This window comes from Herbaspirillum aquaticum, assembly GCF_002213425.1.
Taxonomy (GTDB): domain Bacteria; phylum Pseudomonadota; class Gammaproteobacteria; order Burkholderiales; family Burkholderiaceae_D; genus Herbaspirillum; species Herbaspirillum aquaticum.
Map to the genome: position 1 here is coordinate 1 of NZ_NJGV01000013.1, position 12721 is coordinate 12721.

At 62.8% G+C, this 12721-nt stretch carries 11 protein-coding genes; 9 read left to right on the plus strand and 2 right to left on the minus strand.

The window, feature by feature from the left end; translation table 11 throughout:
* The 8 genes from CEJ45_RS14285 to CEJ45_RS14320 form a co-directional block, all read left to right on the plus strand.
* The coding region (locus tag CEJ45_RS14285; protein WP_088755759.1) for an ABC transporter ATP-binding protein at positions 1-583 on the plus strand (583 nt) is incomplete at its 5' end.
* 15 nt (positions 584-598) lie between these two features.
* A complete protein-coding gene (locus CEJ45_RS14290) occupies positions 599-1324 on the plus strand; it encodes an ABC transporter ATP-binding protein (RefSeq protein ID WP_088755760.1) in 726 nt (241 codons plus the stop codon).
* Positions 1325-1780: 456 nt separating this feature from the next.
* A complete protein-coding gene (gene putA, locus CEJ45_RS14295; RefSeq protein ID WP_088755761.1) occupies positions 1781-5479 on the plus strand; it encodes a trifunctional transcriptional regulator/proline dehydrogenase/L-glutamate gamma-semialdehyde dehydrogenase in 3699 nt (1232 codons plus the stop codon).
* A gap of 199 nt (positions 5480-5678) precedes the next feature.
* The gene (hslV, locus tag CEJ45_RS14300) at positions 5679-6215 is read left to right on the plus strand and encodes an ATP-dependent protease subunit HslV (protein WP_006464149.1); all 537 of its coding nucleotides are present in this window, start codon (positions 5679-5681) and stop codon (positions 6213-6215) included.
* A 64-nt stretch (positions 6216-6279) separates the two neighbouring features.
* Positions 6280-7623, plus strand: a complete 1344-nt coding sequence (gene hslU, locus CEJ45_RS14305) for an ATP-dependent protease ATPase subunit HslU (RefSeq protein WP_088755899.1) — start codon at positions 6280-6282, stop codon at positions 7621-7623.
* Positions 7624-7664: 41 nt separating this feature from the next.
* Positions 7665-7868 (plus strand): hypothetical protein, encoded by a 204-nt coding sequence (locus CEJ45_RS14310; protein WP_088755762.1) that lies wholly within the window; start codon positions 7665-7667, stop codon positions 7866-7868.
* A 295-nt stretch (positions 7869-8163) separates the two neighbouring features.
* Positions 8164-9339 (plus strand): porin, encoded by a 1176-nt coding sequence (locus CEJ45_RS14315; RefSeq protein WP_088755763.1) that lies wholly within the window; start codon positions 8164-8166, stop codon positions 9337-9339.
* 580 nt (positions 9340-9919) lie between these two features.
* On the plus strand, positions 9920-11455 hold the full coding sequence (locus CEJ45_RS14320; protein WP_088755764.1) for a tetratricopeptide repeat protein: 1536 nt from the start codon (positions 9920-9922) through the stop codon (positions 11453-11455).
* Positions 11456-11530: 75 nt separating this feature from the next.
* Here CEJ45_RS14320 and gspG read toward each other — a convergent pair whose 3' ends face one another.
* Positions 11531-11986 carry a type II secretion system major pseudopilin GspG gene (gene gspG / locus CEJ45_RS14325; RefSeq protein ID WP_088755765.1) on the minus strand — a complete coding sequence of 152 codons (456 nt, stop codon included), beginning with the start codon at positions 11984-11986 and terminating at the stop codon, positions 11531-11533.
* A 101-nt stretch (positions 11987-12087) separates the two neighbouring features.
* A complete protein-coding gene (cyaY, locus tag CEJ45_RS14330) occupies positions 12088-12420 on the minus strand; it encodes an iron donor protein CyaY (protein ID WP_088755766.1) in 333 nt (110 codons plus the stop codon).
* Positions 12421-12469: 49 nt separating this feature from the next.
* Here cyaY and lptM point away from each other — a divergent pair, with 49 nt between their 5' ends.
* Positions 12470-12706: an LPS translocon maturation chaperone LptM gene (lptM, locus tag CEJ45_RS14335; RefSeq protein ID WP_088755767.1), complete on the plus strand. Its 237-nt coding sequence runs from the start codon at positions 12470-12472 to the stop codon at positions 12704-12706.
* The last annotated feature ends 15 nt before the right edge of the window (positions 12707-12721 follow it).

The following is a 12721-nucleotide window of genomic DNA, read 5'->3' on the forward strand; positions in this document are numbered from 1 at the left end:
CGAGCTGGACGGCAAGCCTTATTCGCCGAGCGCACCGCACGAAGTGGCCAAGGCCGGCATCGCGCGTACCTTCCAGAACATTCGCCTCTTCGGTGAAATGACCGTGCTGGAAAACGTGATGGTCGGCTGCCACGTGCGCACCAAGCAAAATGTCTTCGGTGCCGTGTTCCGCCACAAGGCAGCACGTGACGAAGAGGCGGCGATCCGCGCCAAGTCGCAGCAGCTGCTGGACTTCGTGGGCATCGGCCAGTTCGCCAAGCGCACGGCGCGCCACCTGTCGTATGGCGACCAGCGCCGCCTGGAAATCGCCCGTGCCCTGGCGACCGATCCGCAACTGCTGGCGCTGGATGAACCGGCGGCCGGCATGAACGCTACCGAGAAACTGGGCCTGCGCGAGCTGCTGGTGAAGATCCAGGCTGAAGGCAAGACCATCCTGCTGATCGAACACGATGTGAAGCTGATGATGGGCCTGTGCAACCGCATCACGGTGCTGGACTACGGCAAGCCGATTGCCGAAGGTGTGCCGGCCGACGTGCAGAAGAACCCGGCGGTGATTGAGGCCTACCTCGGTGCAGGACATTAAGCGAGACCACAGAACATGACAACGAACATCCTCAAAGTCGAACAACTGAGCGTGGCCTATGGCGGCATCCAGGCCGTCAAGGGCATCAGCCTGGAAGTCAACGACGGTGAACTGGTTACCCTGATCGGCGCCAATGGCGCGGGCAAGACCACCACCTTGAAGGCCATCACCGGCACGCTGCCCAGCAGTAAAGTCGATGGTCACATCTACTATCTCGGCAATCCGTTGAAGGGCAAGAAGTCCTTCGAGCTGGTCAAGGACAAGCTGGCGATGGTGCCGGAAGGCCGTGGCGTATTTACGCGCATGAGCATCCAGGAAAACCTGTTGATGGGGGCTTACACCAGCAATGACAAGGGCCAGATCCAGGCCGACATCGACCGCTGGTTCGAGGTCTTCCCGCGCCTGAAGGAACGTGCGGCGCAGATGGCGGGTACCTTGTCGGGTGGCGAGCAGCAGATGCTGGCGATGGCGCGCGCGCTGATGAGCCATCCCAAGCTGTTGCTGCTGGATGAACCGTCGATGGGCCTGTCGCCGATCATGGTGGAGAAGATCTTTGAAGTGATCCGCAATGTGTCGGCGCAGGGGATCACCATCCTGCTGGTGGAACAGAACGCCAAGTTGGCACTGCAGGCGGCGCATCGCGGTTATGTGATGGAGTCGGGCCTGATCACCATGGAAGGGCAGGCGCAGCAGATGCTGGATGATCCGCGGGTGAAGGCGGCTTATCTGGGTGAGGGTTGAGTCGATTCGTCAATGATTCAATTCGTTGATTCATTCAGTCATTAATTCGTAAATGATATAAATCATTTGTGATGTATGTGATGCATGTGATGCATCTGATGTATCAACGAAAAAAGCGCACCCTCGGCTGCGCTTTTTTGCTTTGAGACTGAGTACATCATTTGGATGAATGCTCATCGCCTCGACATGCATCACCTTCGGCGGCCAGCAAAGGAACGGACAACGTGCAGACACCGCGCCTGCCCCCGGCGCATGCGGCCCAAGGGGCTGGCCGCCCGCCAAGCCGCGACAGTGCTGCGCAGGCGGAGCATATTGGCATCATATGGAAAATTAAAGTTCGTAAAAACTATAGTTACCGAATTAAATATTGGATATATGCCTGAAATACAGAATTAATATTGGCATCAAGCACATAGAATCCGGTAGCCCATTTCCATCCCATTTCGACTCCAGACCATGACCACCGTCGCCTCCGCCGCCCCTGCGGCCTCCGCTTCCAGCCTGCCTTTTGGCACTTTCCAGGCCGAGTTGCTGCCGGCCCCCAGCCCGCTGCGTGCGGCCATCACCGCCGCCTATCGCCGCGACGAGCGCGAGGCCGTGCAATGGCTCCTGCAGCAGGTGCAGGGCCAGCAACCCTGGAAGGATGCCACCCAGCAACTGGCCAAGAAGCTGGTGCAGCAGGTGCGCGAGAAGCGCACCCGGTCCTCCGGCGTGGATGCGCTGATGCATGAATTCTCGCTGTCCTCCGAAGAAGGCGTGGCGCTGATGTGCCTGGCCGAAGCGCTGCTGCGCATCCCCGACCGCCAGACTGCCGATCGCCTCATCGCCGACAAGATCAGCAAGGGCGATTGGCGCAAGCACCTGGGCGAGTCGCCCTCGCTGTTCGTCAATGCCGCCACCTGGGGCCTGCTCATCACCGGCAAGCTGGTCTCCACCAGCAGCGAAAGCGGCCTCACGCAAGCCATCACGCGCCTGATCGGCAAGGGCGGCGAACCGCTTATCCGCAAGGGCGTGGACCTGGCCATGCGCATGCTGGGCAACCAGTTCGTGACCGGCCAGACCATCGAAGAAGCGCTGGAAAACAGCCGCGACAACGAAAAGCGCGGCTATCGCTATTCCTACGACATGCTGGGCGAAGCCGCCCTGACCATGCACGACGCCGACGCCTACTACCAGTCCTACGAGACCGCCATCCACGCCATCGGCCGCGCCTCCAACGGCCGCGGCATCAAGGACGGCCCGGGCATCTCGGTCAAGCTCTCGGCCCTGCATCCGCGCTACTCGCGCGCGCAGCATGCACGCGTGATGGGTGAACTGCTGCCGCGCCTGAAGCAGTTGCTGCTGCTGGCCAAGCAATACAACATTGGCCTGAACATCGACGCCGAAGAAGCCGATCGCCTCGAACTGTCGCTGGACATGATGGAAGCACTGGTGGCTGACCCCGACCTGGCCGGCTTCGATGGCCTGGGCTTCGTGGTGCAGGGCTACCAGAAGCGCTGCCCCTTCGTCATCGACTACCTGGTCGACCTGGCCCGCCGCAACGGCCGCCGACTGATGATCCGTCTGGTCAAGGGCGCTTATTGGGACAGCGAAATCAAGCGCGCCCAGGTCGATGGCCTGGAAGGCTATCCGGTCTACACCCGCAAGGTGCACACCGACCTGTCCTACCTGACCTGCGCGCAGAAACTGCTGGCGGCCACCGACGTCATCTATCCGCAGTTCGCCACGCACAATGCCCACACGCTGGCAGCGATCTATCACTGGGCCAAGCAGCACCAGGTCGACAACTACGAATTCCAGTGCCTGCACGGCATGGGCGAGACCCTGTACGACCAGGTGGTCGGTGCCGAGAACCTGGGCAAGGCCTGCCGCATCTATGCCCCGGTGGGGTCGCACCAGACCCTGCTGGCCTACCTGGTGCGCCGCCTGCTGGAAAACGGCGCCAACTCTTCCTTCGTCAACCAGATCGTCGATGAGGCCGTGCCGCTGGAGCGCCTGGTGGCCGATCCCATCGAGACCGTGCGCGCCCAGGGCGGCGCGCCGCATCCGGCCATCGCCTTGCCGCATCTGCTGTATGGCCAGGAGCGCAAGAATTCGGCGGGCATTGATCTCTCCAATGAATCGCGCCTGCAACAACTGGGCGAACTGTTCGTCTCCATGGCCCAGCACCAATGGCAGGCGGCCCCGCTGATCGCGGGTGAGCTGGCTGCGCAGCCGGCGCAGGTGGTGCGCAATCCTGCCGATCATCGCGAAGTGGTGGGGCAGGTCAGCGAAGCCACGGTGGCAGATGTCAATACGGCCCTCGCTGCGGCGACCGACTATGCCCCGCAATGGCAATCGACTCCGGCCGCCGAGCGCGCTGCCATGCTGGAACGCGCGGCCGACCTGCTGGAAGAACATATTGCCGAACTGATGGCACTGGCCGTGCGTGAAGCCGGCAAGTCGCTGCCCAATGCGATTGCGGAGGTGCGCGAGGCGGTCGACTTCCTGCGCTACTACGCCATTGCCTCGCGTCACGACGGCAACGTGCTGGCGTGGGGGCCGGTGGTCTGCATCAGCCCGTGGAACTTCCCGTTGGCGATCTTCATCGGCGAGGTCAGCGCTGCGCTGGCCGCCGGCAACGTCGTGCTGGCCAAGCCGGCCGAGCAGACCGCGCTGATCGCCCATCGCGCCGTACAACTGCTGCATGAAGCGGGCGTGCCGCGCGCTGCGCTGCAGCTGCTGCCGGGCCGGGGCGAGACCGTGGGTGCCGCACTGACCTCGGATGTGCGCGTCAAGGGCGTGATCTTTACCGGTTCCACCGAAGTGGCGCAATTGATCAACCGCACCCTGGCCCAGCGCAAGCATGATGATGGCGATGGCAGCGGCGAACATGGCGATGTCCCGCTGATCGCCGAGACCGGTGGCCAGAATGCGCTCATCGTCGACTCCTCGGCCCTGGCCGAACAAGTCGTGCAGGATGTGCTGTCATCGGCCTTCGACAGTGCCGGCCAGCGTTGCTCGGCCCTGCGCATCCTGTGCCTGCAGGAAGACATCGCCGACCGTACCCTGGAGATGCTCAAGGGCGCCATGGCTGAACTGCGCGTGGGCCGCCCGGACCGCCTCTCCACCGACATCGGCCCGGTCATCGATGCCGAGGCGCAACAGAACCTGCTGGCCCACATCGAGCGCATGCGCAAGAGTGCGCGCGCTGTGCACCAGCTGCCGCTGGGCGAGGATTGCCAGCACGGTACCTTCGTGGCCCCGACCGTCATCGAGATCGACGACCTGGCGCAACTGCAGCGGGAAGTCTTCGGCCCCGTACTGCACGTGCTGCGCTATCGCCGCGATGCCTTGCCGCAGCTCATCGATGCCATCAATGCCACCGGCTATGGCCTGACCCTGGGCGTGCATTCGCGCATCGACGAGACCATCGATTTCGTGGCCCAGCGTGCGCACGTGGGCAACATCTACGTCAACCGCAATATCGTGGGCGCGGTCGTGGGCGTGCAGCCCTTCGGCGGCGAAGGCAAGTCCGGCACCGGTCCCAAGGCCGGTGGCCCGCTCTACCTGAAGCGCCTGCAGCGCAATGCGCAACTGCATGAGGAACTGACCCGCGCGCAACCGGCGCAGGTACCCAACACGCTGCTGGACAGCCTGCTCGACTGGGCCCGCACCCACGGCCACGAGCGCCTGGCCACCAGCGGCCAGCGCTATCATGGTGACAGCCTGCTGCAGCGCAGCCTGCTGCTGCCCGGCCCCACCGGCGAGCGCAATACCCTGGGCTTCGCCCCGCGCGGCCTGGTGCTGTGCGTGGCCGCCAGCGTCGGCACACTCTTGAATCAACTGGCGGCCGCCTTCGCCACCGGCAATACGGTCGTGGTCGACGAAGCCACCGCGGCGCTGTTGCCGGCCGGCTTGCCTGCGCCGGTGCGTGCGGCCATCCGCCGTGCCAGCCAGCTGGAGGCCGAGCCGCTGCAGGCCGCCCTGGTGGACAGCCATCAGGCCGCCGCATGGCGCATGCGCCTGGCCGCCCGGGAAGGTGCGCTGGTGCCGCTGATCCTGTGCAGCGAAGACGGTGCGATTCCGCTCTGGCGCCTGCTGGCCGAACGTGCCTTGTGCGTCAACACCACGGCCGCCGGCGGCAATGCCAGCCTGATGACCATTTCGGTGTAATCGCTCCCGCCACCTGAGACGGGCGGCCCGGCCTTGTGGCCAGGGCGCCCGTTTTTCTTGGCGCGTACAATATTGGCCCGGATGGCGGCCGCCCCGATGGCATGACTTGCAATCCGGCCGGCCAGCCCCATCTCGTCAGGAATGCGGAATCGGTACGTCCCTCCGCTGCTCCCCCGGCACATATTGAACAGAGGCAAGCATGGAACAATTTCACGGCACCACCATCCTTTCCGTCCGTCGCGGCAACCAGGTCGCGCTCGGCGGCGACGGCCAGGTGACGCTTGGCAACATCGTCATGAAGGGCAGTGCGCGCAAGGTGCGCAAGCTCTACCACGGCAAGGTCCTGGTCGGTTTCGCCGGCGGCACGGCCGACGCCTTCACCCTGCTCGACTTGTTCGAAGCCAAGCTGGAAAAGCACCAGGGCAACCTCATGCGCGCCTCGGTCGAGCTGGCCAAGGACTGGCGCACCGACCGCATGCTGCGCCGCCTGGAAGCCATGCTGCTGTGCGCGGACCGCGACACCACCCTGGTCATCACCGGCAACGGCGACGTGCTCGAACCCAATGACGGTATCGGCGCCATCGGTTCCGGAGGCAGCTATGCACAATCGGCCGCCAAGGCCTTGTATGAGAACACCGAGCTGACGCCTGCCGAGATCGTCAAGAAGTCGCTGACCATCGCTGGCGAGCTGTGCATCTACACCAACCTGAACCACATCATCGAGACGCTGGATTAAGCCGCACAGTGCGCATTTCCTGCCTATTTCTCCGATGAATCGTCACAGCGAAAAGATCACCACCATGAATATGACTCCCAAGGAAATCGTCTCCGAACTCGACAAGCACGTCGTCGGCCAGGCCCGCGCCAAGCGCGCGGTGGCCATTGCGCTGCGCAACCGCTGGCGCCGCCAGCAGATCGAGGAGCCGCTGCGCCACGAGATCACGCCCAAGAACATCCTCATGATCGGCCCCACCGGCGTGGGCAAGACCGAGATTGCACGCCGCCTGGCCAAGCTGGCCGATGCGCCCTTCATCAAGATCGAAGCCACCAAGTTCACCGAAGTCGGCTACGTGGGCCGCGACGTGGACACCATCATCCGCGACCTGGTCGACATCGGCATCAAGCAGACGCGCGAGCTGGAAACGCGCAAGGTGCGCACCCGTGCCGAGGATGCGGCAGAAGACCGCATCCTGGACGTGCTGCTGCCGCCGGCACGCGATTTCGGCTTTACGCCGGAAGGCGGTGCCAGCGGCGAGAAGGACGACAAGAACACCACCCGCCAGACCTTCCGCAAGCGCCTGCGCGAAGGCGCGCTGGATGATCGCGAGATCGAACTGGAATTGAACGACGCCGCACCGTCGATGGAAATCATGGCACCGCCGGGCATGGAAGAAATGACCGAGCAGATCAAGACCATGTTCTCGGGCCTGGGCAACCAGCGCAAGAAGGCGCGCAAGATCAAGATCAAGGAAGCCATGAAGCTGCTGATCGAGGAAGAAGCGGCCAAGCTGGTCAACGAGGAAGAACTCAAGCAGAAGGCCATCGCCAATGTCGAGCAGAACGGCATCGTCTTCCTCGATGAGATCGACAAGATCGCCACCCGCTCGCAGAATGGCAATGCCGACGTCTCGCGTGCCGGCGTGCAGCGCGACCTGCTGCCGCTGGTGGAAGGCACGACCGTCAATACCAAGTACGGCATGATCAAGACCGATCACATCCTCTTCATCGCGTCGGGTGCATTCCACCTGTCCAAGCCTTCCGACCTGATTCCGGAATTGCAGGGCCGTTTCCCGATTCGCGTTGAGCTGGATTCGCTGTCGATCGCCGATTTCGAACGCATCCTGACCGGCACCGATGCTTGCCTCACCAAGCAGTACGAAGCGCTGCTGGCCACCGAAGGCGTGAAGATCGAATTTGCCGACAGCGGCATCAAGCGCCTGGCCGAGATCTCGCATACGGTCAATGAGAAGACCGAGAACATCGGTGCTCGCCGTCTCTATACCGTGATGGAAAAGCTGCTGGAAGAGATTTCCTTCACGGCAGGGGAGGCCGGTGTGGATGGCCTGCGCATCGATGCCGACTATGTCAACGAGCGCTTGGGCGAGCTGGCCGTGGATGAGGACATGTCGCGCTACGTGCTGTAACGCGATGCGATGATGACGCCCGCTGGGGCAAGGAGAATGCGATGGCCAACAAGACCTTGGGAACACGGCAGAAGCTGAGTTTTCGGATCGAGCCATCGCAATCCAAGCCACGCAATCCGGTGGCGCTGGCTGCACAGCAGCGTGCCGGTGGTGCGGGTGCGCATCGCAAGAATGCCTCGGCACAGCGCCAGCAATTGAAGTCGGATCTGTTGAAGAAGCTGGTCGGTGATCCTGAAAAGGAATGAAGGCCCCGGCAAGCTCTGCTGGCAAGATGTATCAAAATGTTAGAAATGACGAAAAGCGCCGGTAGGGATACCGGCGCTTTTTCCTTGATGGAGGCCGATGTGGAAGCGGGGCCTTATCAGTACGAGCGAAACCGGCGATAAAAAAATACAACAATTGCCATTTCAATCTTTGGCTCCCGTCTAAAAAATGACTTCTATCGACCAAGGTGCAGTCATGCGCGGCGAGAAGCATTAATGTTTGCCCATCCGACTGCAAGTGCGGATCCTCAAGACTATTTTTAGAGAAGGACGTCACATGAAAAAATCTCTGCTGGCACTCGCCGTTCTGGGCGCGTTCGCAGGCGCAGCCAATGCGCAAAGCTCCGTCACGATCTACGGTATCGTCGATACCGGTGTTGTCTACCAAAGCAAGGTTGCTACTGCCGCCGGCGGCACCGGCACCAAGTTCGGCCTGAACTCGGGCGTCATCCAGGGTTCGCGTATCGGCTTCAAGGGTGTTGAAGATCTGGGCGGCGGTCTGTCGGCTGTGTTCAACCTGGAAGCTGGCTTCGCCAACGATACCGGTGCTCTGGACGATTCCAAGACCAGCAACACCCTGTTCCGTCGCAAGTCGGTGGTCGGTCTGGCCGGCAACTTCGGTACCGTCCTGGTGGGTCGTCAAACCGACTTCGCTGACACCATCTCCGCTTACACCGCCGTCAACGACTTCGGTGGCTGGGTCAGCAACTCCGGTTCCGGTCTGGATCGCCTGCAAGGCACCCGTACCAACAACTCCATCAGCTACACCACGGCCAACCTGAACGGCTTCACTGGTAACCTGATGTACGGCTTCGGTGAGACCGCTGGTCAAACCTCGGCTGGCCAGTCCTTCGGCGTCGGCGGCAAGTACGACAACGGCCCCCTGGGTCTGGGCGTGGCTTACTACCAGTCGAAGGCTGGTTCGACCCCGTCTGACACCTCCCTGCTGGCCGCTGCCAACGCTACCAGCGTGAGCAGCCTGAGCTCCGTGTCCGGCAATACCGCACAGAAGGTCCTGAACGTGGCAGCGTCCTACCAGTTCGGCCCGGCACGTGTGTACGGTAACTACTCGCGCGTCAAGCAAGACCTGAACAACCAGGCCAACCTGACCGCAGTGGGCGTCGGCTCGCTGACCACGGTGACCAACCGCACCCTGGCCCGTTCCAACAAGGCTGACATCTACGAAATCGGTACCGCTTACTCGCTGAGCCCGTCGCTCAAGCTGCTGGCGGCTGTTGACCACACCCGTGCCAACTTCGACGGCGTGTCCAACAAGGCCAAGCTGACCCAAGTCAGCCTGGGTACCGACTACTGGCTGTCCAAGCGCACCGACCTGTACGCCTTCCTGGCTTACACCAAGGCTAGCGACATGGTCAATCCGGGCGTCTCCGACAGCACCGGCACCGATGGCAACCAAGGCGCCGTCGCCGTGGGTATCCGTCACAAGTTCTAATGTGAGTTGAGCTGCGTCGTCTTCCCGGCGGCGCAGTGTGATGCACAAGTGAGCAAAAGAAGCGCCGCATGAGGTTCATGCGGCGCTTTTTTCTTGCTCAATACGCGTTTCATTTTGTTAGTTTTTGTAACAGTGTTTTTCGTGCGTGGTACCAATGTCCCGTTTTCATGGAACATTCCCTTCTCTACTTCGCATTCCCATCAAATTTGGTGCGTCTCGCATGCCGCAGCCATGTTGAGCGCCTCTTTGTGGCACCGCAAAAAGCTCGCTTTTACATCGTAAATAGCTGACGAAACCCTTACTGGTAGCGGCTCTTGATGGCTGTAAAGAAAGCGTAATAAGCTCTCGCCTATGCGCACTTTTTTGCTGCGCACTGCTCTAATAGGAGCACTATTTCGATGCGTGACGAGCTCATCCTCTTCCATGACCCACGCATCGCACCGCCCCAAAACGTAGTGGCGGATCCGCATCCAAATACTTAGTTTTTGATGCACACCGGACTGACGCAGCCTGCTGCGCCAGTGGGGACGTTTTCGTCTGCAGTTTTGCGACTGCGGATTTGCTGAGAAAGGAAAAGAACATGGCAACGAGAGAAGAGCTGGCCGTCATCAAGGCCGCGCGTGCGGGTGAGTCGCGTGCGCAGCTGGCCCTGGGCCGACGCTACCTCAACGGCGGCAGCGGCCTGCCGCGCAGCAAGGGCACTGCCTTCTATTGGCTGCGGCGCGCTGCGCAACAGGGCGTGGATGATGCGTGGATAATCATCGGCCGCAACATCACCTACGACCAGGTCAAGGAATTGTCTTCGCCGCAGGAAGCGGCCATCTGGTACGAGAAGGCCTTCGAAGCCGGCGTGCCGCAGGCCGGCATCATCTTTGCACGCCTGGTGCTGGAGCATACCGAGCAGTTCGACAGCAACGCGCATGCGCGTGCGATTGCGGCACTGTCCCTGCTGGCCAGCCGCGACGATCATGAGGCGCAATGGTTGCTGGCCCAGCAGATGCAGCGTCACGGCCAGCCCATGGTGCCCGGCCTGCCTGCCTCGGCCGTGGAAGAACGGCTGGTGCGGGAAGCTGCACGCGCCGGCATCGAGCAGGCGCAATACGCGCTGCTGGACAAAGCCTGGAACCAGGGCCAGGGCGAGGCCTTTGCGCGGGGCGCAGTGGTGCTCGTCAAGCGCCTGATGGAGCGCAACAGCGCAGCGCTGGCGCAGCTGGACAAAGACGGGGATGCCACCGGCCTGGTACAACTCAACGCCGAGGAGGCCACGCTGCTGCTGCGCTATGGCCAGTGGCAGGCACGCGCGGCCAAGCCGGAGCTGTCGCAACTGATGCGCCTGTTCGAACTGGCGGCCGAGGCCGGCGACGTCGAAGCGCGGCTGGAACTGGGACTGCTGTGCGCCAAGATCGACCGCGCCGGCAACCGCGTATTCATGGAGCAGGGCCTGGCCAATTTCAAGAAGGCGCTGCACTGGCTGCAGCTGGCCGGCGAGGGCGGTTCGGCCCAGGCATGGCATGCATTGGCACGCATTTATTCGCGCTCGATCTATTCGCAGCGCAACCTGCAGGTGGCCCAGCAATACCTGGAGAAGGCCGCCGAAGCGGGACTGTCCGAGGCCCAGTGCGAACTGGCCCAGATCTTCTGGCGCAATCGCCGCGACGATCCCATGCACGACGTGAAGGCGCTCTACTGGTGGCAGCAGGCCGCCGCGCAGGGCGAGCGCAGCGCATCTGAAGCGCTGCGACCTTTCATGGCCGAGGAGACTGCCCAGCCATGGGCGCAGCAGGCACTGGCCCAGCTCAGCGACAAGCTGCGCAACAGCAATCCCTTCCTCAGCGCCCGTATCGAACTGGCGGCCATCTTCGGGCTGACCAAGCCGGAGGCGCTGCTCATCGACATCAAGCAGGCCGATTACGGCCATTGCCTGGTGGTCGACATCTGCGCCCATCATGCCCGCAGCAAGCGACGCCTGATCGCCGTGCAGACCGAAGCCCAGCGGGCTGCCATCAATCGCGTCAGCCGCTTGTTCGGTGACGTGGACTGTGGTTTCAGCGGGCCGGAAGGCAATTACCGGCAGCGCCAGTACCGGCTGCGCACGGCCCTCCCGGATCTGGCCTGAAGCAGGATAGCCGGGATGAAACGCAACGGGGCGGCCTGAGCCGCCCCGTTGCGCAAGTGCGGGTAGGGAACAGCTTCAGTGCTGGCGGATGACCTGGTCGCCGTCGGCGCCGCCTTCCGGTCCGGCCTGGCCGAAGGAGTAGAGCTCGTAGGCACTGCCGTCTTCCTCGGCGCCGTACTGGTAGGAGTTGCCCCAGGGATCGCGCGGCAGGCGCTCGACGTAGCCGCCGATGGGCCAGTTGGCCGGGACCGGTGCGCGCGTGGGCTTGATCACCAGCGCCAGCAGGCCCTGGGCGGCACTGGGATAGCGGCCGTTGTCCTGGCGATAGCGTTCCAGGCCAGCGGCGATGGCTTGCATGTCTTTCTCGGCGGCCTGGGCCTGGGGGCTGTGGTCGTGGTTGAAGCGTGTCACCAGCGGTGGCAACAGCAGGGCGGCGGCTACGGCCAGCACGGTCAGCACCAGGATCCAGCGCAGGCGCGCCAGGCCGCGCTGCAGGAACAGGAAGGCAGGATGTCGGAGGGATCGACGCATGGATGCTGCGGATTTATTCAGGTGGACGAGTGAAGCAGGCAGGGCAGCTGCCCGGCTGCGCCCCACGGATGCGGCAGGGCACAGGCGGGCGCCGCACCGCTTCAGGGCTTGATGGTGACCGGTACGCCGGCCTGGCTGCTGACCACTTCCGAGAGCGTGGCGTAAAGCTCGCTGCCATCGCGGGTATTGAGCCAGTGGCTGCCATCGAATTTGTAATGGAAGCCCCCGGAACGCGCGGCCAGCCACATTTCCTGCATGGGCGCCTGGCTGTTGATGATGATCTTGGAGCCATTGTCCACGCACTCGATTTCCAGCACATTGCCGCTGCGGCTGCATTCCACATCCAGGTCGCTGGCGTCGCAGGCATCTTCCAGGGCCGTCTCGATGGCGTTGAGGGTGGCGTCAGCCAGGTCCAGGAATTCCGATTCGGTCATGCTACACTCCAAGTCATTCTAAGATTTCGATGTAATCCGCCATTTTATCGTGAAGTCACACTATTCTCCCGCCCGTTGTGCAGCTTCCCTGGCGCTGTGCGCCGCCGTCCTGATGCTGGCCGGCTGTGGCCAGAAAGGCCCGCTGTACATGCCCAAGGTGCCGCCGGACCCGTTCGTGCGCACCCAGCCGGCCGCCCCGGCAGCGGTCCCGGACAAGGCGGGCGCCCAATCGGGAGCCGCTGCAGCCGCTGGCGACACCCCGGCCGCCGACGCTCCCAAACGATGATGCCCGGCTGAAACA

Coding starts and splice junctions, on each gene's coding strand:
- cyaY (WP_088755766.1), bottom strand. CDS start 12,420: ATGACCGAATCGGAATTCCTGGACCTGGCTGACGCCACCCTCAACGCC.
- hslU (WP_088755899.1), top strand. CDS start 6,280: ATGAATATGACTCCCAAGGAAATCGTCTCCGAACTCGACAAGCACGTC.
- CEJ45_RS14315 (WP_088755763.1), top strand. CDS start 8,164: ATGAAAAAATCTCTGCTGGCACTCGCCGTTCTGGGCGCGTTCGCAGGC.
- CEJ45_RS14290 (WP_088755760.1), top strand. CDS start 599: ATGACAACGAACATCCTCAAAGTCGAACAACTGAGCGTGGCCTATGGC.
- putA (WP_088755761.1), top strand. CDS start 1,781: ATGACCACCGTCGCCTCCGCCGCCCCTGCGGCCTCCGCTTCCAGCCTG.
- hslV (WP_006464149.1), top strand. CDS start 5,679: ATGGAACAATTTCACGGCACCACCATCCTTTCCGTCCGTCGCGGCAAC.
- CEJ45_RS14310 (WP_088755762.1), top strand. CDS start 7,665: ATGGCCAACAAGACCTTGGGAACACGGCAGAAGCTGAGTTTTCGGATC.
- gspG (WP_088755765.1), bottom strand. CDS start 11,986: ATGCGTCGATCCCTCCGACATCCTGCCTTCCTGTTCCTGCAGCGCGGC.
- CEJ45_RS14320 (WP_088755764.1), top strand. CDS start 9,920: ATGGCAACGAGAGAAGAGCTGGCCGTCATCAAGGCCGCGCGTGCGGGT.